At 59.5% G+C, this 20591-nt stretch carries 20 protein-coding genes and 1 tRNA gene; 9 read left to right on the forward strand and 12 right to left on the reverse strand.

Annotated features, from left to right (window positions below):
• Together Q5Y75_RS14185 and Q5Y75_RS14190 are read right to left on the reverse strand one after the other, a co-directional pair.
• Nucleotides 1-876, reverse strand: coding sequence for an adenylate/guanylate cyclase domain-containing protein (locus Q5Y75_RS14185; RefSeq protein WP_306198473.1), 876 nt, complete (start codon nucleotides 874-876; stop codon nucleotides 1-3).
• A gap of 155 nt (nucleotides 877-1031) precedes the next feature.
• Complete coding sequence (locus tag Q5Y75_RS14190) at nucleotides 1032-2048, reverse strand: Fe(3+) ABC transporter substrate-binding protein (RefSeq protein ID WP_306198475.1); 1017 nt, start codon at nucleotides 2046-2048, stop codon at nucleotides 1032-1034.
• A gap of 389 nt (nucleotides 2049-2437) precedes the next feature.
• On the opposite strand from Q5Y75_RS14190, the gene Q5Y75_RS14195 reads away from it, so the two are divergent.
• On the forward strand, nucleotides 2438-3418 hold the full coding sequence (locus Q5Y75_RS14195) for a hypothetical protein (protein WP_306198477.1): 981 nt from the start codon (nucleotides 2438-2440) through the stop codon (nucleotides 3416-3418).
• Nucleotides 3419-3551: 133 nt separating this feature from the next.
• Here the strand turns inward: Q5Y75_RS14195 and ykgO are convergent, their stop codons facing one another.
• Both ykgO and Q5Y75_RS14205 read right to left on the reverse strand, forming a co-directional pair.
• Complete coding sequence (gene ykgO / locus Q5Y75_RS14200) at nucleotides 3552-3677, reverse strand: type B 50S ribosomal protein L36 (RefSeq protein ID WP_005648635.1); 126 nt, start codon at nucleotides 3675-3677, stop codon at nucleotides 3552-3554.
• Nucleotides 3678-3768: 91 nt separating this feature from the next.
• Nucleotides 3769-3843, reverse strand: a tRNA-Val gene (locus Q5Y75_RS14205).
• 147 nt (nucleotides 3844-3990) lie between these two features.
• Here Q5Y75_RS14205 and Q5Y75_RS14210 point away from each other — a divergent pair.
• On the forward strand, nucleotides 3991-4851 hold the full coding sequence (locus Q5Y75_RS14210) for an N-formylglutamate amidohydrolase (RefSeq protein ID WP_306198514.1): 861 nt from the start codon (nucleotides 3991-3993) through the stop codon (nucleotides 4849-4851).
• 85 nt (nucleotides 4852-4936) lie between these two features.
• Nucleotides 4937-6082: an adenylate/guanylate cyclase domain-containing protein gene (locus tag Q5Y75_RS14215; RefSeq protein ID WP_306198516.1), complete on the forward strand. Its 1146-nt coding sequence runs from the start codon at nucleotides 4937-4939 to the stop codon at nucleotides 6080-6082.
• A 1-nt stretch (nucleotide 6083) separates the two neighbouring features.
• Here Q5Y75_RS14215 and Q5Y75_RS14220 read toward each other — a convergent pair whose 3' ends face one another.
• Complete coding sequence (locus Q5Y75_RS14220; protein ID WP_306198519.1) at nucleotides 6084-7337, reverse strand: DNA polymerase IV; 1254 nt, start codon at nucleotides 7335-7337, stop codon at nucleotides 6084-6086.
• Nucleotides 7338-7431: 94 nt separating this feature from the next.
• On the opposite strand from Q5Y75_RS14220, the gene Q5Y75_RS14225 reads away from it, so the two are divergent.
• Nucleotides 7432-7851 carry an NUDIX hydrolase gene (locus tag Q5Y75_RS14225; RefSeq protein ID WP_306198522.1) on the forward strand — a complete coding sequence of 140 codons (420 nt, stop codon included), beginning with the start codon at nucleotides 7432-7434 and terminating at the stop codon, nucleotides 7849-7851.
• 200 nt (nucleotides 7852-8051) lie between these two features.
• On the opposite strand, the gene pyrF is transcribed toward Q5Y75_RS14225, so the two are convergent.
• Nucleotides 8052-8768: an orotidine-5'-phosphate decarboxylase gene (gene pyrF, locus Q5Y75_RS14230; protein WP_306198525.1), complete on the reverse strand. Its 717-nt coding sequence runs from the start codon at nucleotides 8766-8768 to the stop codon at nucleotides 8052-8054.
• 273 nt (nucleotides 8769-9041) lie between these two features.
• Here pyrF and clpB point away from each other — a divergent pair, with 273 nt between their 5' ends.
• Nucleotides 9042-11660, forward strand: a complete 2619-nt coding sequence (clpB, locus tag Q5Y75_RS14235; RefSeq protein WP_306198527.1) for an ATP-dependent chaperone ClpB — start codon at nucleotides 9042-9044, stop codon at nucleotides 11658-11660.
• Between the two features lie 64 nt (nucleotides 11661-11724).
• On the opposite strand, the gene Q5Y75_RS14240 is transcribed toward clpB, so the two are convergent.
• The 3 genes from Q5Y75_RS14240 to Q5Y75_RS14250 form a co-directional block, all read right to left on the reverse strand.
• Nucleotides 11725-12093 carry a hypothetical protein gene (locus Q5Y75_RS14240; protein WP_306198529.1) on the reverse strand — a complete coding sequence of 123 codons (369 nt, stop codon included), beginning with the start codon at nucleotides 12091-12093 and terminating at the stop codon, nucleotides 11725-11727.
• 53 nt (nucleotides 12094-12146) lie between these two features.
• Entirely contained in the window at nucleotides 12147-12368 is a 222-nt protein-coding gene (locus Q5Y75_RS14245) for a YMGG-like glycine zipper-containing protein (RefSeq protein ID WP_306198532.1), read from the reverse strand.
• 200 nt (nucleotides 12369-12568) lie between these two features.
• Entirely contained in the window at nucleotides 12569-13333 is a 765-nt protein-coding gene (locus Q5Y75_RS14250) for a DUF1013 domain-containing protein (RefSeq protein WP_306198535.1), read from the reverse strand.
• Between the two features lie 131 nt (nucleotides 13334-13464).
• On the opposite strand from Q5Y75_RS14250, the gene Q5Y75_RS14255 reads away from it, so the two are divergent.
• Complete coding sequence (locus Q5Y75_RS14255; protein ID WP_306198538.1) at nucleotides 13465-14094, forward strand: ribonuclease T2 family protein; 630 nt, start codon at nucleotides 13465-13467, stop codon at nucleotides 14092-14094.
• Nucleotides 14095-14096: 2 nt separating this feature from the next.
• Here Q5Y75_RS14255 and Q5Y75_RS14260 read toward each other — a convergent pair whose 3' ends face one another.
• The 3 genes from Q5Y75_RS14260 to Q5Y75_RS14270 form a co-directional block, all read right to left on the reverse strand.
• Nucleotides 14097-14594, reverse strand: a complete 498-nt coding sequence (locus Q5Y75_RS14260; protein WP_306198541.1) for a hypothetical protein — start codon at nucleotides 14592-14594, stop codon at nucleotides 14097-14099.
• Between the two features lie 124 nt (nucleotides 14595-14718).
• Nucleotides 14719-15747 carry a permease gene (locus Q5Y75_RS14265; RefSeq protein WP_306198543.1) on the reverse strand — a complete coding sequence of 343 codons (1029 nt, stop codon included), beginning with the start codon at nucleotides 15745-15747 and terminating at the stop codon, nucleotides 14719-14721.
• Entirely contained in the window at nucleotides 15740-16048 is a 309-nt protein-coding gene (locus tag Q5Y75_RS14270; RefSeq protein WP_306198545.1) for an ArsR/SmtB family transcription factor, read from the reverse strand. Before Q5Y75_RS14270 ends, Q5Y75_RS14265 begins: the two co-directional genes overlap by 8 nt.
• Nucleotides 16049-16181: 133 nt before the next feature.
• Between Q5Y75_RS14270 and Q5Y75_RS14275 the strand changes: the two genes are divergently transcribed.
• The 3 genes from Q5Y75_RS14275 (at nucleotide 16182) to xsc (ending at nucleotide 20588) form a co-directional block, all read left to right on the forward strand.
• The gene (locus Q5Y75_RS14275; RefSeq protein ID WP_306198547.1) at nucleotides 16182-17147 is read left to right on the forward strand and encodes a class I SAM-dependent methyltransferase; all 966 of its coding nucleotides are present in this window, start codon (nucleotides 16182-16184) and stop codon (nucleotides 17145-17147) included.
• Between the two features lie 42 nt (nucleotides 17148-17189).
• A complete protein-coding gene (gene pdxR, locus Q5Y75_RS14280; RefSeq protein ID WP_306198548.1) occupies nucleotides 17190-18656 on the forward strand; it encodes a MocR-like pyridoxine biosynthesis transcription factor PdxR in 1467 nt (488 codons plus the stop codon).
• 153 nt (nucleotides 18657-18809) lie between these two features.
• Entirely contained in the window at nucleotides 18810-20588 is a 1779-nt protein-coding gene (gene xsc, locus Q5Y75_RS14285; RefSeq protein ID WP_306198550.1) for a sulfoacetaldehyde acetyltransferase, read from the forward strand.
• Nucleotides 20589-20591: the final 3 nt, after the last annotated feature.

Genomic DNA, 20591 nt, shown 5'->3' on the forward strand with positions numbered 1-20591 from the left:
CTAGTCGGGGATCAGGTCGTTGGTCGCATAGGTCAGTGCGGAATCCGTGATCGCGCGGTCGCGTGTTCCAAACAACAGCCTGCCCTCGCCGTTCAGCAAGGTGGCGCGGCGGTGAACGTCAAATTCCTGCCCGTCCGACGTCAGCACCGAACTGCCCGAGGAGCTGTGATCGGTATATTCCAACTGCGCGCCCCTCAGTTCCAGCTTGCCATGTTGACGCGAAATCCAGCCATGAGAGAGGGTGATGTCGCACTCCTCTGAGCGACCGATCGTCAGGCTTTCCCCCTCACTGATCGACCAGCTTTGACCATTTGCGGCGATCTCGGCGCTTTCGGTACGCCGCCCCATCTGTGGCCCACTGGCACCGAACACGACCGTCTGCGTGGCGAGCTGGCTGGCCATATAAGAATAAACCCGCGTCGCCGCCTTCTTTCCCTTCAGCTTGAGCCCGCCCATCGACACGAAATACGACTGATGCCCCGGGGACAGCTGATCATAGCCTTCATCCCCGATCAGCAATTCACCCGGCTTTGCAAGCGAGGCCAGCCGGGCCGAGGTGTTCACCGCATCGCCATAGATGTCGTTGTCCATGCTCAGAATCTCGCCAAAGAACAGGCCTGCATGGACCGACATGCCGTGCGACCATTCTTCCTCGACCATTTGCTTGGCGGCCAGAAAGGCGTGGTCGGGGTGATCAAAAAAGCTGAGCGTGTCGTCGCCCTGCGATTTCACACAATTGCCCTGATGGGCCTCGATGATGGACCGCATTCGCGCCAGAACCAGGCTGATCTGATCCAGCGCCTCGCGCTGGGTGACGCTTTCATACAGCTTGGTGCTGCCGGTGATGTCGGAAATCAGAACACACGCCTTCGCCATGACAGTTCAATATCGGACGACCCGACGCTCCAATTTGCTGGTATTGCGATGACACTATCAGGCTTTCGCATTGGCGAGCAACGTCGTAGCGGGCCTTTCCAAAAAAGAATGGCGCGGGCCAATGACCCGCGCCGTTTACTTGGCAGAGAAGGGGCTTAGTTCCAGCCAACCTCGTTAAAGATCTTCTGCGCTTCGGGAACGTTCTTGGCAACAGCGGACAGGTCCACGTCGTCGGCTTTGAACTCACCCAGCTTCTGCACCGATTCGGCCAGCGCGACGCCCTCGACGGCGGGGAATTCGTCATTGCCGGCCGAGAAATACTGCTGCGCCTGATCGCTGGCGAGGTATTCCAGGAACTTCACCGCGTTGTCCTTGTTCGGCGCATGGGCCGCAACACCACCGCCCGACAGGTTCATATGCGCACCTTCGGCCTCTTGTGCCGGGAAGACCCAGCCGATCATCTCGATCTCCGGCGTCAGGCCTTTCACGTCTTTGCGCAGCGCGCGCGCGAAGTAATAGGTGTTGGCGACAGAGATGTCGCATTCACCCGAAACGAGGCCGCGCAGCTGGTCGGTATCGCCGCCCTGCGGGTCACGTGCGAAGTTGTCGACCATACCCTGTGCCCAGCCCTTGGCAGCCTCGGCGCCGTGGTTTTCGATCACCGCCGACAGCAGCGTCTGGCTGTACACGTTCGAAGACGAGCGATGGCAGACCATGCCCTTGTACTCGGGTTTCGCCAGATCGACATAGGTCATTGGCGGGTTTGCGACGTCGTTCTTGTCAAAGAAGATGATGCGCGCACGTTGCGAAAACCCGTACCACTGATTGTCGCTGTCCTGCAGATTCGCCGGAATACGCTCTTCCAGAACCGCGCTGTCGATGGATTGCAGAACGCCCGCATCCTTGGCGCGCTCCAGACGCGAGGTGTCGACGGTAAGCAGAATGTCGGCGGGAGAGTTGGCGCCCTCGGCCTTCATCCGCTCGATCAGTTCATCAGCCTTGCCTTCGATCCGGTTGATCTTGATGCCGGTGGCCTCTTCGAAATCGGTATAGAGGCGCTCATCGGTGTCGTAGTGGCGCGATGAGTAGAGGTTCAGTTCGCCCTCGGCTGCAGCGGCAGAGGTCAGCGCCGCAACCAGTGCGGCGGCAATGGCGGATGAAGATTTCAGCATGATGTGTCCCAACATTGAAAATGGTGGCGGGCTATAACCCGACTGATTTGGTCAATTAAACGATTCTGAGTGAGATGCAAGGAATTCTGACAAAATCAGTCAGTCATGCCTCCGCTGTCACCCAGCGGCAAATTCGGCGGATAGGCACGCGCGTGCAAATACTCGAAGCTGCAGGCTGACCACTTGCAGGACTTTGTATCATTGTTACCGAGGTTAAGCACGTCCGGTTCGCGCCCTAAGCTGGCGCAGTAGTAGTGGCGCTGGCGTCTCAACAATGTCACACCCAAGAGCCACAAACCGCCATCCGACCAAAATCGTCGGATGATTGAGCCGTTCGGCGCGATTTCTGTTAAGCTGTTGCTAAGGTAGGCAGGCAGGAGACAATTCCATTGATCTTGAATTCACTTCGTCACGCAGCCGTCGCTGCGACACTGGGAGTTTTGGTGATAACGGCTCCAAGTCAGGCATCTGCGCTCTCGTCCGCCATCCCCGCCTGGCTACAAAAACACGTCGGTACAGGGCACGGCCAGATCGCTCCCATCGTGCTTGAGCGGGCACGCGCCTTGCACCAAGACAAGGTTCGAACAGGTGCTGTCAGAAATCCTTGCTATCTTGCAATGGATGCAACGCGCCCGAGTACTTTGTCAGATGGAAGTGCCAACAAGCGCTTTTATGTAGTTTGTGAGGCAACAAAATCTTTCAAAGCCATGTCTTCGGGATACGGCAACGGGCGCAAATTGCGACGCGCCAACTTTGCCAACGGTCGGCGATGCGCGCGAAACTTCAGCAACGCCGAGGGATCAAAACTGACGGCTGGCGGCTCCTACATCACCGCCGAAACACGCACATCGTTCAAGGGTTACTATAGTGCTTCAGGGGTGGCGAAGCCGTTTCACCGCACTTTCCTCCTCTTTGACGGGGAAGGTGAGACAAGCAACGCGCGAGAAAGGGCAATCGGCGGGCATCGGGCCATGTTCTTGAAATGGCAATGCCGCCTTAAGGACCCCAAGAGCCGCTATGCCGATGACGAAGGATATGTGCCTTACGGAAGACTCGTTGACTATACCTCAGGTCGCAGCAACGGCTGCACGACCTGGTCGCGATCTGCCTCCAAAGAGATTCTTGCATTAGTCGAGAAGAAACCAACGACACTCTATATTTATCCGGAATCGCGCGACATCAACGCGGTTGCGAACTCCGTTAAGCGCGGACAGTCACCCGCCAAAGCCGGGCTCTACTGGAACGCAGCTTGCCTGAGGTCAATCGGAACTCCAAAATTTTGGCCAAAGCAAACTCTTCAACCAATCATTAATGAGTGGCGGCAATCCCTTCCGAAACAGCCGGACCTAAAGTTGCCTATTTGCAAGTAGAAATGCAAGAGAACCGCGTTGGCATGTGTATCTGCAAACGACCGCCAGGTCCCGCATACCCGACACAGCGGTCCCCAAACAAAAAAAAACCGCGCTCGAAGGCGCGGTTTTTTCATAAAATAACGTGCAGTTCTCAGCCTTGGCGGGCTTTGAACTTGCGCTGCGTCTTGTTGATCACGTAGACGCGGCCTTTGCGACGCACAACCCGGCAATCGCGGTGCCGGTTCTTGAGCGAGCGGAGCGAGTTCTTGACCTTCATGGTCTGTCTCCAATCTGCGGCGCCTTCTTCAAGGAGTGGCCAGCGCCTGGGTTAGCGGGTGCCCCGGGTCAGACCCGAAACAGTGAAACGATGGTGGGCGGTACAAGGATCGAACTTGTGACCCCTTCGATGTCAACGAAGTGCTCTACCGCTGAGCTAACCGCCCACGAACCTTTGCGTGCCCTGCCCCAAAACGAAATGGGGCGCGGAACCCCGCGCCGGTAGCGGGGTCTATAAAAGGAGTCGTCGGGGGGATCAAGGGCTTTTGAAAGAACTCTTTTACGGTTTATGTATTCCGTAACGAGGAGCGCCGATGCACGACACAGCATACTATCTTTCAGAGCCGGAATACCGCTCATCCTGCGTTGTTTTTGCTTCACCGCATAGCGGCAGCGACTACTCGCCCGACTTTCTGCGGCAATCGGTGCTGGACCGGCATGCGATTCGGTCGTCCGAGGACGCCTTTGTCGATCTTCTTTTCGACGCGGCGCCGGATCATGGCGCACCGTTCCTCAAGGCGGCGGCACCGCGAGCCTATATCGACCTCAATCGCGGGGTGGATGAACTGGACCCGGCGGTGATCTACGGGGCGAGACGGCAGGGCCACAACCCGCGTGTCACCTCGGGCCTGGGTGTTATTCCCCGTGTCGTGGCCAATGGGCGGGCGATCTATCGAGGAAAGCTGACCGCGCAAGAGGCGCAGGATCGGATCGACCGGCATTGGCATCCCTATCACGCGCGACTGCACGCGCTGCTGGAAGAGTCACATGATCGGTTCGGGCAGGCTATCCTGGTCGATTGCCATTCAATGCCGCATGAAGCCCTGGAAGGGATCGCGCGTCGCGGGCAGCCGAGACCCGAAATCGTTCTAGGCGACCGGTTCGGTGCCTCGGCCAGAAGCGATCTGGTCGATCAGATCGAAGCGGCCTTCACCTCGGTCGGGCTCACGGTGTCACGTAACACGCCTTTTGCCGGTGCCTATGTCACCCAGACCTATGGCCGCCCGTCACGCGGCCAACATGCCATACAGATCGAGATCGACCGCTCGCTCTATATGGATGAGGTACAGATCCGCCCCAATCGGCAGTTCGCCACGTTTCGCCGCGTCTTGCGCGACGTGATTGCCGACATCGCGGCCATTGGAACCGATAGAACGCGCTTGGCGGCGGAATGATCCGCAGGGCGCTGTTTTGACCGATGCGTGGTTCCGGCCTAATCTGATCTGAATTCAGGGGGCAATCTTGGAATCCCGCCAGGTCATGACCGACAGATCAACACAATCCCGAGGCAAGGGTTCTGCAGCGCGCGCGCGTACGGGCATGTCACCGGGTGCCGCCGCAACGATCGCTGCTTTTGCCTCACTTCTGACTTGCTATGTCGGGGTGGCGCTTGAGGCGTTCTTCGGTATCAAGGGCATGGCCTTGAACCCGCATTTGCAGGCCGTGCTTATGTGGATGCTGGCTTTTGTCGCCACTGCCTTTGTGTTCAGGGATCGCGAGCGGCATGGCAGCGCCTTGCCCCTTCTCATCGCTGGCCTTGCCAATATTGTCCTCTTGGCGACGCTCTATTTCCACTATGATCACAGGTTCGAGGCCCTGGCATATGTTCTTTTGATCATTGCCACACTGATGAATCAGAACCTTCTGCTGCAGGTTCTCAATCGCAAGGTCCGCTCTCAGACTGTCGAAATTTCCGAACTGAATGCGCAGCTGGCAAACAAGGTCGAGCGGCAGGCGGGCCAGATCGGTCGGCTTGAACGGCTCAAGGAGTTTCTGGCCCCGCAGATCGCGCAAGCGGTGGTCGATGGCGGGCGCGAAAACCTGCTCAGCACGCATCGACGCTATATCGCCTGCTTGTTCTGCGACATTCGGAACTTCACTGCCTTGTCAGAGGCTCTGGACCCCGAAGACGTCATCGATATCCTGCAACGCTATCATGATCGCTGCGGCGCGCTGGCCGCGGCCAGCGGTGGCACGATCGGGTTTCGCTCGGGCGACGGCTTGATGATCTATTTTAATGATCCCATTCCCTGCGAAGCACCGGTGTTGGATGCCGTGAAACTGGCGTTGGACATCAGAAGGGAGTTTGCCGAAATCTGCGCGCCGTGGCGTCGGATGGGTCATGTGCTGGGGATCGGGCTGGGCATTTCCAGCGGCCATGCAACGATGGGATTGGTCGGCCGTGAAGGGCGCGCGGACTACACTGCCGTCGGTGGCGTGGTGAATGTCGCCTCGCGATTGTGCGATGCCGCAGCGCAGGATGAGATCCTGATCAGCCAGCGGGCCTTTATGGATGTCGAAGATCACCTGTCGGCTGACCCGGTAGGCGGGCTGAAGCTGAAAGGGTTTGCAAATCCGGTCGAGGCCTATCGCGTTCTCAGCACGAATGATCCCGTCGCAAATTGAGCTATCGCAGCGCGCGCCCCTTGACGATGGCGTCACTTCCGAAACGCTTGCGGATGTCATCCGTCGCGCGCTCTGCCACCGATCTTTGCGCGGCACCCGGATCAAGCAGGTCGCCGGATTTATCCGCCTCCGCCTCGGAACACAAATCCGACAAGCCACAGCCCAGCAGACGGTAGGGGCCGCGATCACCCAGCTGATCAAACAGCGCCCGTGCCTGTCGATAGATGGTGTCGGCCATCTGCGTGGCATCTCGCAGCGACACCCGGCGGGTCAGGATTTTATGGTTGGATTGCTTGAGCTTTAGCGTCACCACCCGCCCGGCCAGCCCCCGCGCCTTGGCCCGGCCCGAAACCTTTTCGGCCATGCGCCACAAATGCCCGTCCAGCACATCCGTGTTGGCGGTGTCTTCGAAAAACGTGGTCTCGTTGCTGATCGATTTGATCGGATCATGAGCCGAGACTCGCCGCTTGTCCTGTCCCCGCGCCAGATGCCATAGCCGGTAGCCCATCGATCCGAACCGCGCGGTCAGCGCCTCCTGCTCCCAGCGCAGCAGGTCGGCAAAGGTGCGAATCCCGGCCTTTTCCAACGATTCCTGCCCCGCCGGGCCGATGCCCCAGATCAGCCGCACCGGCTTGTCATGCAGAAACGCCACTGTTTCCGCCGCGCCGATCACTGAAAACCCGCGTGGCTTGTCGAGGTCGGAGGCCACTTTGGCCAGAAACTTGTTGTGGCTCAGCCCGATCGAACCGGTCAAACCCAACTCATCCTTAATGCGTTTGACCAGCCCCGCCAGCATCACTGCCGGTGGCGCACCATGCAGCCGTTCGGTGCCGCTCAGATCCATGAACGCCTCGTCCAGCGATAGCGGTTCGACCACCGGGGTCAGTTCGTCCATCATTGCGCGGATCTGTTTCGAAACCTCTGCATAGACCGACATTCGGGGCCTGATCACCACCGCATCAGGACAAAGCGCCAGCGCCTTGAACATCGGCATCGCCGAGCGCACACCCCGGATGCGCGCCACATAACAGGCGGTGGAAACAACGCCCCGCCTGCCACCGCCGATGATCACCGGTTTGTCGGCCAGTTCGGGGTTGTCACGCTTTTCGACCGAGGCGTAGAACGCGTCGCAATCCATATGCGCGATCGTCAGATCGAAAAGCTCCGCATGCGTCTTCACCCTAGGGCTGCCGCAGTTCGGGCAGCGCCGGGCGTTTTCCAGCATGGACAGGCAATCACGACACAGGGCAGGCATGGGCGCAACCTACTCCTGTCGGCAGAGCAGTGGAAGATGTTGGCGCGCGGCATTTCCCGTGTCAGGTTGGCGCGGCAAAACACGGTGTTACAGCATGTCCAACTTTCGCGGCGCAAAACTGGCCCTGTTTCTGGGCCGGGACCTGGTTGTCATCCAGCGCGACGATTATGCCCATATCCCCTATCCGGGCTGCTGGGATTTCCCGGGCGGAGGCCGCGAGGGCAACGAGACACCCAAGGCCTGCGCGCTGCGCGAAACGCGAGAGGAAGTGGGCCTAAGCCTGTCGGCAAGCGATCTGATCTGGTCACGGCGTTACGGCGGCAACTGGTTCTTTGTCGCTCGGCTGGGCGAGGGCCTGATCGATAAGATACGACTTGGGGATGAGGGGCAAAGCTGGCGCATGATGGCCCCGGAGGCCTATCTTGCACATCCCAAGGGCATATCGCTGTTCAAGGCCCGGTTGTCCGATTACCTGACAGAGACTTCCGGCGGGTATGTCGCCTCACCCGAATGACCTTCCTAACAAGAAAGACCCCCCGCGAAGATTGGCGGGGGGAGGTAACGAACCACAGGAAGATGAAGGTCCGTTGGGGAGTGTCTCAAGCTGAGAGTCGCCCAGACCGGCGAGATTCCCAAGCAGAAATTTGCGTGTGATGTAAATGAGCGTCAGGAATGTGCCTTTCCGGGCACATCATACTTTAGTGGGCTTATGGCTCACCGGTTAGGCGTCTGGGCCTGCGGACTGTTGAGTTCGGACAGGATATCCAGCGCCGCCTGTTGAGGATTTGCCGACTGCCAGACCGGGCGCCCGACCACGATATGATCGGCACCACCCGCCACCGCATTGGCCGGTGTCGCCACCCGTTTCTGATCACCCAGATCAGCCCCGGCGGGACGTACACCAGGGGTCACGATCAACCGTCCCTCGGCCTCGGGCAGCGCGCGGATCAGCGCGGCCTCCTGCGGTGAGGCAATGACGCCATCCGCTCCTGCCTCGAACGCGTTTGCGGCGCGTTCGACGACCATGTTGCTGACCTCACCCGGTTTCAGAAGTGCCGCGTCCAGATCGTTTCGGTCCAGTGAGGTCAGGATCGTGACGGCGAGAATCTTCAGGTCCTTGCCCGCCGCGCCTTCCTTGGCGGCGCGCACCACGTAAGGGTCGCCATGCACCGTCAGGAAATCCAGATCGAACTGCGCCAGCCCTCGAACGGCGTTTTCAACGGTCGCACCGATATCGAACAGCTTCATGTCCAGAAAGATGCGCTTGCCATGTTCCTGCTTCAACTCATTGGCCAAGGCCAACCCGCCACCGGTCAACATGCCCAGCCCGATCTTGTAAAACGACACCGCATCGCCGATCTGCTCGGCCAGCTTAAGTCCGGCCAGCGCATCAGGGACATCAAGGGCGACAATCAGGCGGTCATCGGACATGGGAAACTCCTTGCTGCGGCCCTATTAGAGACCCCATCACATCCCGGCAAGGCCATTTGAATGACCTTGGACTCCTGGTGTGAAAACCGGTTCAAATGCGCCCTATTGCCAGCCACCGGCATCTGCATTGGTCAAAAGTCGTAGCATGCGCCGATTTCGCTATCTAGCCTCTTGAAGCGGCAGCGATATTTCCCAAATATTTCCCGAGGCCCAAACCGTAGCGTGCCGCCCAGCGGGCGCTGATCGAACCGGGCGCTTTGAAAGGAGAACAATATGGACTTGAACAAGTTCACCGAGCGGGCACGAGGTTTCGTACAGGCCGCTCAGACCATTGCTATTCGCGAAGGTCACCAGAGGCTGACACCCGAGCATATTCTCAAGGCTCTGATGGATGATGACCAGGGGCTTGCCAGCAACCTGATCACCCGCTCCGGCGGCAATCCTGGCCGCGTGGCCGAGGCGCTGGAGCTTAGCCTGTCGAAACAGCCCAAAGTCAGCGGAGACGCCGCGCAGGTCTACCTGGACGGCCAGACCGGCAAGGTGCTGGCCGAGGCCGAGAAAATTGCCCAGAAAGCGGGCGACAGCTTTGTTCCCGTCGAGCGGATTCTGATGGCGCTTTGCATGGTCAAATCCAAAGCCAAGGAGGCGCTGGAGGCGGGTCATGTGTCGGCACAGGCTCTGAACGAGGCGATCAATGACATCCGAAAAGGCCGCACCGCTGATACCGCATCAGCGGAAGAAGGTTATGACGCGCTAAAGAAATACGCGCGCGACCTAACCGAGGCCGCTGCTGAGGGCAAAATCGACCCTATTATTGGGCGGGATGAGGAAATCCGTCGCTCAATGCAGGTGCTGTCTCGTCGTACCAAGAACAACCCGGTTCTGATCGGGGAACCCGGCGTTGGTAAAACCGCGATTGCCGAGGGCATGGCCCTGCGTATCATCAATGGGGACGTGCCGGAATCGCTGAAAGACAAGAAACTGCTCGCGCTCGACATGGGTGCACTGATCGCTGGTGCGAAATACCGTGGCGAGTTCGAAGAACGCCTCAAGGCCGTACTGACCGAGGTGACCGAGGCCGCGGGTGAGATCATCCTGTTCATTGATGAGATGCACACGCTGGTCGGCGCCGGAAAATCTGACGGCGCGATGGATGCCGCTAACCTTATCAAGCCCGCCTTGGCGCGGGGTGAGTTGCATTGTATCGGCGCGACCACGCTGGATGAGTACCGCAAATACGTCGAAAAAGACGCGGCCCTTGCGCGTCGTTTCCAGCCTGTTGTTGTCGCCGAACCCACGGTCGAAGACACGATCAGCATCCTGCGCGGCATCAAGGAAAAATACGAACTGCACCATGGCGTGCGCATCTCGGACTCGGCGCTGGTGTCGGCGGCGACGCTGTCGCATCGCTATATCACCGACCGCTTCCTGCCCGACAAAGCCATCGATTTGGTCGATGAGGCGGCGTCACGTCTGCGGATGGAAGTAGACTCTAAACCAGAGGAGTTGGACCAGCTCGACCGCCAGATCCTGCAGATGCAGATCGAGGAAGAGGCGCTGAAGCTCGAAGACGACGCGGCCTCGAAGGATCGCCTGGAAACCTTGCAAAAGGATTTGGCCGACCTGCAGGAACAATCCGCCGAGATGACCGCTCAGTGGCAGGCTGAACGCGACAAGCTGGCCAGCGCGCGCGATCTGAAGGAACAGCTCGACAAGGCGCGGGCCGATTTGGAGATCGCCAAGCGTGAAGGCAATCTGGCCAAGGCGGGTGAGCTGTCCTACGGCGTCATCCCCGAGCTTGAGAAAAAGCTGACCGAGGCCGAGAACGCCGAAAGCAGCCAGATGATGGCCGAGGAAACGGTGCGCCCGGAACAGATCGCCTCCGTTGTGGAGCGCTGGACGGGCATTCCGACCTCGAAAATGCTGGAAGGAGAGCGTGAGAAGCTGCTGCGGATGGAAGACGAACTGCATGCGCGTGTCATCGGTCAGGATGCGGCGGTCACCGCCGTGGCCAACGCCGTGCGCCGCGCGCGGGCCGGTCTGAATGATGAAGGCCGCCCGCTGGGCTCGTTCCTGTTCCTCGGACCCACGGGCGTGGGTAAGACCGAGCTGACCAAGGCGGTGGCAAACTTCCTGTTCGATGACGACAACGCGATGGTGCGCATCGACATGTCCGAGTTCATGGAGAAACACGCGGTCGCCCGTCTGATCGGTGCTCCTCCGGGCTATGTCGGTTATGACGAAGGCGGTGCGCTGACCGAAGCGGTTCGGCGCAGGCCCTATCAGGTCGTGCTGTTCGACGAGGTCGAAAAGGCGCATCCGGATGTGTTCAACGTGCTGTTGCAGGTTCTGGATGATGGTGTTCTGACCGATGGTCAGGGCCGCACCGTGGACTTCAAGCAGACGCTGATCATCCTGACGTCGAACCTTGGCTCTCAGGCGCTCAGCCAGTTACCCGAAGGCGCGGACAGCGCGCAGGCACGGCGGGATGTGATGGATGCGGTCCGGGCGCATTTCCGGCCGGAATTCCTCAACCGTCTGGATGAAACCATCATCTTCGACCGTCTCAAGCGCGGCGATATGGATGGGATCGTCGATATCCAGATGGCGCGGCTCAGGAAACGTCTGGCAGGGCGCAAGATCGACCTGGCGCTGGATGACGGTGCCCGTGAATGGCTGGCGAGCGAAGGCTATGATCCAGTCTTTGGCGCGCGGCCGTTGAAACGGGTCATCCAACGCGCATTGCAGAACCCGCTGGCCGAAGCGCTGCTGGCCGGTGAGATCAAGGATGGCGAAACCGTCCCTGTGACCGCAGGCCCGGACGGGTTGATCATCGGCGACCGGCTGGGCACCTCAGACCGCCCGCGCCCGGATGATGCCGTGGTTCACTGAAGCCAACAATCAAACGAATAAAGCCCGCCAATTTGGCGGGCTCTTTGTTTCAATGGCATCGGGCTTACAATCCCAACGCCGCCTTCACCGCGTTGTCGACCACCCCGGCCAGCAAGGCGTTTTGATCTGCCGAGCACCCGGCATCCAGCGCCTCGACAAAGGCGGCGTGCAGGCGCGCTGCGTCCTCGTCATTGTCGGAAAACGCGGTGATATCGATCTGTCGGTTGTAGAGTGACACGGCGGTCATTTTCTCGACCACCTCGTATACGAAGGCTTCATCGCCATGACCTTCTTCCACGACACTGGCGCAGCTGTGATACATAACCGGCAGCGCGTCCTGCACCATCGCGTCAGCCGCCTCATCGGCGCTGGCCCCGATTGGAGCCATCAGCAACGCGACAAGCGCCGCACCGGAAAAGCTGTTCCTGAACATTGCAGAGAACCTCCCTCGCTCTTTTGCCCTTGTTAGAGCCATATTCGGCCCCGTCATCCTTTGTTCGCGCCAATCACGGCACCCAGGATGGCGCCTGCCGCAGCGCCTCGACCTTTGCCGATCAACGCGCCGACACCCGCCCCAATCAGCGCGCCCTTGATGGCATCGTCGGTCTTTTTCTTGTGATCAGCCTGCGCCTCGGAGATCGGCATAGTGGCCAGCACCATCGCCGCCAATCCGGTTATCAGACCCTGATAGATTCTGGACCTTGTCATTCTCTGCCTCCTCAAAACGGTTTGCCGCGATGCCCGGTCGCGCAGGACATCGCCCCAACAGTCCAACTGCAAAGACCCGAATGGGTCAAGCCCGCAGAACCCGCTCTGGTTGTCAGTCCGCAGACGTCGAAACCGCCCTTGAGGCAACAAAAAAGCCACCGGGGATGCCGGTGGCTTTCTGTTCATTTATGAATGAGGGATCAGTAGCGCGGATCGTCGCCGTTATCTTCCTCTTCGTCCTCATCGCTATTGGGAAGGTTGAAGAAGCTGTCGGCATCGACGATCGGCTCTTCTTTTTTCTCTTCCGGGGCGCTGCCCAGCGTGAAGGTCTCCAGCCCCTCAATCGCGGTCGGGATGCGAGGCTCGGCCTCCATCTCAAGCGATTGTTCGGTCGAAACCAGCTTGCGGCGTTCATCATCGCTCATCACGCCACCTTCGGCGGCTTTCTTGGCGGCGGCTTTCTGAACAATCGCATCCAGTTCGGATTGCTTGCAAAGCCCCAGCGCAACCGGGTCGATGGGCTGAATGTTGGAGATGTTCCAATGGGTCCGCTCGCGGATCGCCTGAATGGTCGGCTTGGTGGTGCCGACCAGTTTGGAGATCTGTCCGTCGCTCAGTTCGGGGTGGAACTTCACCAGCCACAGGATCGAAGCAGGGCGGTCCTGACGTTTGCTGAGGGGGGTATAACGCGGACCGCGGCGCTTTTCTTCACCCGATGCTGCCGGGTTGAACTTGAGCTTCAACTTGTGCAGCGGGTTGTTCTGCGCCTTGTCGATCTCTTCCTGGGTCAGCTGATTATTGGCGATCGGGTCAAAGCCTTTGACACCCGCAGCCACATCGCCATCAGCGATGCCCTGAATTTCCAGCTCGTGCATGCCCACGAAATCCGCGATCTGCTTGAAGCTGATCGTGGTGTTGTCCACCAGCCATACGGCGGTCGCCTTGGCCATCAGGGGTTTCGACATGAGCCTGTCTCCTTAGAATACATCTGTCCCGTCGCCGGAATTCGGCGGCCCAGGTTGCCCTTGGGCAGGTTTCCGTTGTCGGGGAACTTGGCCCGTATATAGTCGCGGTGTTGCAATAAGGGAAGAGCCGAATGCGCTGGTTTCTCGTCTGGTGCCTGAGCGCCGCTCCGCTGTTTGCCGAGGGCGAGAAGGCGGGAGAGTTCGACTATTACGTCCTGTCGCTCAGCTGGTCACCGAACTGGTGCGCGCGCGAGGGCGATGCGCGCGGGGCCGATCAATGCGACGCCGCGCAGGATCATGGCTGGATTCTGCACGGGCTCTGGCCGCAATTCCATCAGGGCTGGCCCTCCTACTGCCGCACACCTCATGCGCCGCCCTCGCGCGGGATGACGCGGGAAATGTCAGATATTCAAGGCAGTTCCGGTCTGGCCTGGCATCAGTGGAAGAAACACGGCACCTGTTCGGGCCTGACTGCGGCGCAGTATTTTGAGTTGTCCCGGCAAGCCTATATGTCCGTCACCCGCCCGCCAGTCTTTCGCAAGCTGGACCAATCGGTCACCCTGCCCGCCGCCGTGGTGGAAGAGGCCTTCCTCCAAGCCAACCCGGCATTGGAACGTGACATGATCACCATCACCTGCCGCGACGATTTTATCGAGGAGGCTCGCCTGTGCCTGTCGAAATCGCTGGAACCGGTGCCCTGCGGTCGCGACGTGATCCGCGATTGCCGTGCCAAGGATGCGCGGTTCGATCCGATTCGCTGACCTCAGCCCTGCTGATCCTGGCATTTGCGCGCATATTCCAGCGCCTTGCCCGTGCCGGCCAAATCAATCGCCATCACCTCTTGCCCGGATGCGCCATAGACCGTCATGACCTTGCGCTTGGCGATCGCGTCCACAAAGCTGCGGTCAGTGAAAAACACCACCGCGCCGGGAATGCCAGCGGCCTTCATGCCGATAGCATTGGCGTCGAACTTCTCGCCATCCAGATCGAATTCGATCGGATAGGTCTCGCCCTTCTTGATCTGCCCCCAGTCCTTGCTGATCACGGTGAAATAGCCCCGGTTTTGGGTCGCATCATAGCCCAGCCGCACGACCGAGAGGTCCTGATAGACGGTCTGGATCAGACAGCCGTCGCCGAAAGCCGGGTCAACCATCACGTTCCAGCCATGCACGAAACCTTTGTCAATCAGCGCCTGTGCCTGTGCCGACCCGGACCAGAGGCATAGAGACAGAATTGCGGCGAGTGAACTCAAACGTCTCATGAAGATCATCCCTTTTTCGGATTGGCAGATGCAGGTGCCCGCCAATTGTGGACCCGAAACCTCCTGATATCAAATGCAAAAGGGCGCCCTGCGGCGCCCTTTCTGTTTGTTTCCATTTGCTGTTTCAGACCATCTGGAACAGGATCCCCGCGATGATTGCGCCAAGGACACCAAGGCCCAGGTAAGCCGCAAAGACCCTTGGTTTGACCAGGGACCAGACCGCCGCCATAGCCGGGATGGAACTGACTGCGCCTGCGATCATGAAGGCCATCGCGGCCCCGGCGCTCATCCCCTGCTCCATCAGGCCCGCCAGCAGCGGTGGCGCAACGTAGGAGTTGAGATAGGCGGGCATGCCCACAAGCGCTGCGGTGGCAATCGGGATCACACCTTCGCCGCCGACAACCTGTGCGATCAGATCGGCGGGCACATAGCTGACCAGAAGCGCCTCAAGCACATAGGCCAGCGACAACCATTTCAGAAGGAACAGCCCGTTGGTGGCGAATTCCGAACGGAACCGCGCCCGGCGCTCTGGAGTCTGCCAGAACTGCCAGACAGGAGTTTCAGCTTTGCTAGAGCCACATCCGCAGCAGGGTGGCGTGTATGCCCGCAGCGGCTGGGCAAAGGCTCCGGTCCGCATCAGCGTCTTGATGGCAAACCCGCCGAACAGGCCCAACGCCACCGCTGCGACGGCCTTGCCAATTGCAAATGGCCAGCCCAGCGCCCCCGCCGTGATCAACAGGGTCGGCGGGTCGATCAGGGGCGAACTGAGCCAGAAGGCCATCACGGCGGACAATGGCGCGCCCAGCGCCAGCAGACCGGCGATGAAGGGAATAACCTCGCAAGAACAGAAGGGCGCAAGACCACCGAACAGAGCCGCCAGCAGGATCATGCGGGTTTCGCGCCCCTCAAAGGCCTTCGCCACCAGCACCTCGGCTCCGGTCGCCTTGAGATAGGCCAGCAGCAGCACCGCAAACAGGATATAGGGCGCCGTATGCGCCAGCGCACCGGTGGCAAACCGGATTACGGTTTCGAAGTTGCCGGGGTCCAGAGCCAGAACTGCCAGCAGGATCAGCGCGATCAGTGCCCAGGGCGTTTTCAGGTGTCGCAGCCGAACCCGGCGCGCTGAGCGTGGGCTTTGTGTCAGATCAGCCATCATTTGCTGCCTTCTTCAGATCGTCCGCACAACATTCCGCAAGAATGAAGTCGGAGAGGTTTCGCAACTGGTCATAGCAGGCTCTGTTTATGGTCTTTCGGCCCATTTTTTTCTGTTCCACCACACCACCCGCAGCCAGAAACTTTAGGTGATGGGCCAAGGTCGAGGGGGCGATGCCGGTACGGTTGCGTATTTCGCCCACGGTCAAACCAGCCTCACCCGCCCGCACGAGGGTCCTAAGCACCTTCAGCCGGGCCTCGGACCCCATGGCCGCAAAACCGGTTGCTGCTGTTTCCCACATTTCCGAATCTCCATTAAACTAGTTTTATAGTTATATTTGACCTCGGCTGTCGTCAACCCCCTTCACCAGAGAGAGGCTTTGAAAGGGCGCGTTTTCCTGTAACGTCGCTGACAGATGAGGGGCGGAGGATCAGATGCCGAGCGAAAGACCATTCAAACTCTTGCATTCCGCATTACGCATGGATGAAGCGCTGGAAAAGCTGCAAGAGGCGCAAGAGGATCTGGAGAAGACCCGTACTAAGCTACAGAAGCAAGAAAAACAGATCACCGAATTGGTTACCAAAGCGCTGGGCGAGAAAGCGGTTGCCTCCAACAGCCTTCTGGTCTCGACCCGGCATAAATTTCGCTCGCTGCAGCAGACACTGAACGGGTTTCAGCGCTCGTTTGAGGACCGACTCAAGACCCTGCGGGTCCGGCTGGACGGCTTCGAGGATCTGCTGAGATCGCACAATAGCAGTGAGGCCGCGCTGGAGGTCGAGCGCAGTACACAGTGTCAAATGGCGGCTGCCTTGCAAAAGACTTTGCAAAGCCTGATCGACGAACGCGTTCGCGCCCTGCCCGACGAGGATCACGAAAGCAGCTTTGTGCTGCCCGAGGAATCCCACGGCTATATCCCGCACCCACTTGACGGCTTTGTCCGGCAATTGATCACCGTCGATCAAATGCTGACCCACGATCCCGATTTCTTTGCCCCTAGCGAACCATATCGCCCGGTCTCCTTCCTTGAGATCGGATGTGCAACAGGGCGTAATCTGCTGATCACAAAACTGTCGGGGCTATTGCATGCGAAGGCTCATGCGGGGTTCGATCTGGACGTCAATCTGGTCCGGCGTGGCCAACAGGCGCTGGGGCTGCAGGACGAACTCTTTGTTGCGGACGCCCTCACCTTCGACTACGCCCCTTATGATGTGATCTTTTCCTACCGGCCCATCCGCGTGCCCGAAATCCAGCGACAGCTTGAGGAACGGATGGTCGAAACGCTCAGACCCGGTGCCTATGTCATCGCCCCGCTGGCCGAGGATCTGGCCTGTTATCCCGACATGGACTGCCTGAACGGGCCGCTTGCGATCTGGAAGAAAAGAAAGCCGGCCATCGATTAGGTCCAGATTGCACCCGCGCTCGGTCCAGTTTAGGGTCGCGCCATGGGGATCGCCGTCGATACATTTTTCCTGAAACCGGATGCGCAGGGCACCTTGCAGGCCCAGATTCAGCAGATGATCGCCGAGGGCATTCTGCTGGGTCGTTTCCGCGTGGGGGAAAAGCTGCCATCCTCGCGCAAGCTGGCCGGGCATTTGGGCGTCAGCCGGATCACGGTGACCCTGGCTTATACCGAACTGCTTTCGAACGATTACCTGACCTCGCGAGGACGGTCGGGGTATTTCGTGTCAGAGAATGCGCCGATCCCGCCCTCTTATGCTCCACCCGAGCGGACCGAGGAGAATGTGGATTGGGGACGCGCCATCGCGCGAAGCTATTCGGGCGGCGACATGCTGTTGAAACCGCATGACTGGCGCAGCTATTCCTACCCCTTCATCTACGGGCAGACTGACCCAACCCTGTTTGACCATGCCAACTGGCGGCTCTGCGCGGTACGGGCCTTGGGGCAGAAGGATTTCGCCTCGCTCACCGCCGATTATGCGGATCAGGACGATCCGCTGCTGATCGAGTTCATTGCGCGTCACACGCTGCCTCGGCGCGGCATCACCGCACGACCCGAAGAAATAATGATCACGCTGGGCGCTCAGAATGCGCTGTGGCTGGCAGCGCAGGTGTTGCTGAACCACCGCCGCCGGGCCGCTATCGAAAACCCCGGCTATTATGCGCTGACTGAAATGCTCCGGCGTCTGCCCTGTCAAATCACTCCACTGGATGTCGATGCGGACGGGTTGCCGCCCGATGCGGTGCCCGACGACGCCGATGTGATCTTCACTACACCCAGCCATCAAAGCCCCACCACAGCCACCATGCCGCTGGAGCGTCGGCGGGCATTGCTGGCGCGAGCACATGAGATCGACGCGATGATCGTCGAGGATGATTATGATTTCGAGATGGCCTTTGCCGGCGCGCCATCCCCCTCGCTCAAATCGCTGGATACCGATGGGCGCGTGATCTATGTCGGCAGCTTCTCCAAATCTCTGTCACCGGGACTGCGGATCGGTTACATCGTTGGGTCCGAGCCCTTCATCCGCGAGGTTCGCGCTTTGCGGATGCTGACCCTGCGCCACCCACCGGGGCATATTCAACGCACTGCGGCCTATTTCCTGTCGCTCGGACATTATGACACCCAGATTCGCCGGGTCTCTGCCGCGCTCAAGCAGCGGCGCGAGGCGATGGAGAAGGCCATTGCCGAACATGGTCTGACCATTGCGGGGCGCGGTGTTTATGGCGGGTCGTCCTTGTGGATGAAGGCACCGGAGGGCGTGGACAGTTATGAACTGTCGCGCCGCCTGATCGCACGCAGCGTGCTGATCGAACCCGGCAAGGTGTTTTTCAGCGGCCCTGATGAGCCAACCGGGTATTACCGGCTAGGATATTCCTCAATCGCGAGCACCAAAGTGGCCACTGGCATCAGATATATTGCCGAAGCCACAAAAAATGTTGATTTTTGAGACCATTTATATCATTAATTTGCAAAAGATTACGTCCCTGGACCTAACCGGCGACAAATTCTGGCCCTATTGAGGTTGTTCGAGAGGGCTTAGACCCAACGTCAATTCGCGGCGCAATGCCGTTTAATTTCTATGCCATCAGGAGCGCATCCCATGAAAATGACTACCGAAGAAGCCTTCGTGAAAACACTGCAGTCCCACGGGATTGAGCACGCTTTCGGGATCATCGGCTCTGCCATGATGCCAATCTCTGACATCTTTCCTGCCGCTGGCATCAAGTTCTGGGATTGCGCGCATGAAGGTTCAGGCGGCATGATGGCCGATGGCTATACCCGCGCCACCGGCAAGGTGTCGATGATGATCGCCCAGAACGGCCCCGGCATCACCAACTTCGTAACCGCCGTCAAAACTGCCTATTGGAACCACACGCCACTGCTGCTGGTGACCCCGCAGGCCGCCAACAAGACCATCGGTCAGGGCGGCTTCCAGGAAGTCGAACAGATGAAACTGTTCGAAGACATGGTCGCCTATCAGGAAGAAGTCCGCGACCCCACCCGCGTCGCTGAGGTTCTTGCTCGCGTGATCGCGCAGGCCAAGCGCCTGTCCGCACCTGCGCAGCTGAATATCCCGCGCGACTTCTGGACCCAGGTCATCGACGTCGAAATCCCGCAGCCGATCGAATTCGAGCGTTCGCCGGGTGGCGAAAACTCGGTCGCTCAGGCGGCCGCGCTTCTCAGCGAAGCCAAGAAGCCGGTCATCCTGAACGGTGCCGGTGTTGTTCTGGCTCAGGGCGGTATCGAGGCCTCTAAAGCACTAGCCGAGCGTCTGACCGCACCGGTCTGCGTTGGTTATCAGCACAACGACGCCTTCCCTGGCAACCACCCGCTGTTTGCTGGTCCTCTGGGCTATAACGGTTCGAAAGCCGGTATGGAGCTGATCAAGGAAGCAGACGTGGTTTTGTGCCTCGGCACCCGCCTGAACCCGTTCTCGACCCTGCCGGGCTATGGCATTGAATACTGGCCCGCCGATGCGAAGATCATTCAGGTCGACATCAACCCCGACCGGATTGGCCTGACCAAGAAAGTGTCTGTAGGCATCGTTGGCGACGCCGCGAAAGTGGCCAACGGCATTCTGGCACAACTGTCCGACACGGCAGGCGACGCGGGCCGCGAAGAGCGCAAGGCCAACATCGCCCAGAAGAAATCCGCATGGGCACAGGAACTGACCTCGCTGACACATGAGCAGGACGATCCGGGCACCAACTGGAACGTACGTGCACGCGAAGCCAAGCCCGATTGGATGAGCCCCCGCATGGCATGGCGCGCCATTCAGGCCGCACTGCCGAAAGAGGCGATCATCTCGTCCGACATCGGCAACAACTGCGCCATCGGCAACGCATACCCCGCGTTTGAGGAAGGCCGCAAATACCTCGCCCCCGGCCTGTTCGGTCCTTGCGGCTATGGTCTGCCCGCCATCGTTGGTGCCAAAATCGGCCAGCCAGATGTTCCGGTTGTGGGCTTCGCAGGCGACGGTGCCTTCGGGATTGCGGTCAACGAGTTGACCGCAATCGGCCGCGGTGACTGGCCTGCGATCACTCAGATCGTGTTCCGCAACTACCAATGGGGTGCGGAAAAGCGTAACTCGACTCTGTGGTTCGACGATAACTTCGTCGGCACCGAGCTGGACACCGAAGTGTCTTATGCCGGTATCGCGCAGGCTTGTGGCCTGAAAGGTGTTGCGGCCCGGACCATGGACGAACTGACCGCCGCCCTGAACCAGGCGATCATCGATCAGAAAAACGGTATCACCACCCTGATCGAAGCGATGATCAACCAGGAACTGGGCGATCCGTTCCGCCGCGACGCGATGAAGAAACCGGTACGTGTGGCCGGGATCGACGCCGCAGACATGCAGCCGCAAGCCGGATCGTAAGGG

This window comes from Ruegeria discodermiae (genome assembly GCF_030758345.1).
In the GTDB taxonomy this organism is placed as follows: Bacteria; Pseudomonadota; Alphaproteobacteria; order Rhodobacterales; family Rhodobacteraceae; genus Ruegeria_C.

Bases quoted from the DNA above. Each gene is read 5' to 3' on its own strand.
- ykgO (WP_005648635.1), bottom strand. From the start codon at position 3,677: ATGAAGGTCAAGAACTCGCTCCGCTCGCTCAAGAACCGGCACCGCGAT.
- Q5Y75_RS14250 (WP_306198535.1), bottom strand. From the start codon at position 13,333: ATGTCGAAACCCCTGATGGCCAAGGCGACCGCCGTATGGCTGGTGGAC.
- Q5Y75_RS14220 (WP_306198519.1), bottom strand. From the start codon at position 7,337: ATGCCTGCCCTGTGTCGTGATTGCCTGTCCATGCTGGAAAACGCCCGG.
- Q5Y75_RS14240 (WP_306198529.1), bottom strand. From the start codon at position 12,093: ATGTTCAGGAACAGCTTTTCCGGTGCGGCGCTTGTCGCGTTGCTGATG.
- Q5Y75_RS14190 (WP_306198475.1), bottom strand. From the start codon at position 2,048: ATGCTGAAATCTTCATCCGCCATTGCCGCCGCACTGGTTGCGGCGCTG.
- clpB (WP_306198527.1), top strand. From the start codon at position 9,042: ATGGACTTGAACAAGTTCACCGAGCGGGCACGAGGTTTCGTACAGGCC.
- xsc (WP_306198550.1), top strand. From the start codon at position 18,810: ATGAAAATGACTACCGAAGAAGCCTTCGTGAAAACACTGCAGTCCCAC.
- Q5Y75_RS14215 (WP_306198516.1), top strand. From the start codon at position 4,937: ATGACCGACAGATCAACACAATCCCGAGGCAAGGGTTCTGCAGCGCGC.
- pyrF (WP_306198525.1), bottom strand. From the start codon at position 8,768: ATGTCCGATGACCGCCTGATTGTCGCCCTTGATGTCCCTGATGCGCTG.
- Q5Y75_RS14270 (WP_306198545.1), bottom strand. From the start codon at position 16,048: ATGTGGGAAACAGCAGCAACCGGTTTTGCGGCCATGGGGTCCGAGGCC.
- Q5Y75_RS14210 (WP_306198514.1), top strand. From the start codon at position 3,991: ATGCACGACACAGCATACTATCTTTCAGAGCCGGAATACCGCTCATCC.
- Q5Y75_RS14255 (WP_306198538.1), top strand. From the start codon at position 13,465: ATGCGCTGGTTTCTCGTCTGGTGCCTGAGCGCCGCTCCGCTGTTTGCC.
- Q5Y75_RS14245 (WP_306198532.1), bottom strand. From the start codon at position 12,368: ATGACAAGGTCCAGAATCTATCAGGGTCTGATAACCGGATTGGCGGCG.
- Q5Y75_RS14265 (WP_306198543.1), bottom strand. From the start codon at position 15,747: ATGGCTGATCTGACACAAAGCCCACGCTCAGCGCGCCGGGTTCGGCTG.
- pdxR (WP_306198548.1), top strand. From the start codon at position 17,190: ATGGGGATCGCCGTCGATACATTTTTCCTGAAACCGGATGCGCAGGGC.
- Q5Y75_RS14275 (WP_306198547.1), top strand. From the start codon at position 16,182: ATGCCGAGCGAAAGACCATTCAAACTCTTGCATTCCGCATTACGCATG.
- Q5Y75_RS14260 (WP_306198541.1), bottom strand. From the start codon at position 14,594: ATGAGACGTTTGAGTTCACTCGCCGCAATTCTGTCTCTATGCCTCTGG.
- Q5Y75_RS14225 (WP_306198522.1), top strand. From the start codon at position 7,432: ATGTCCAACTTTCGCGGCGCAAAACTGGCCCTGTTTCTGGGCCGGGAC.
- Q5Y75_RS14185 (WP_306198473.1), bottom strand. From the start codon at position 876: ATGGCGAAGGCGTGTGTTCTGATTTCCGACATCACCGGCAGCACCAAG.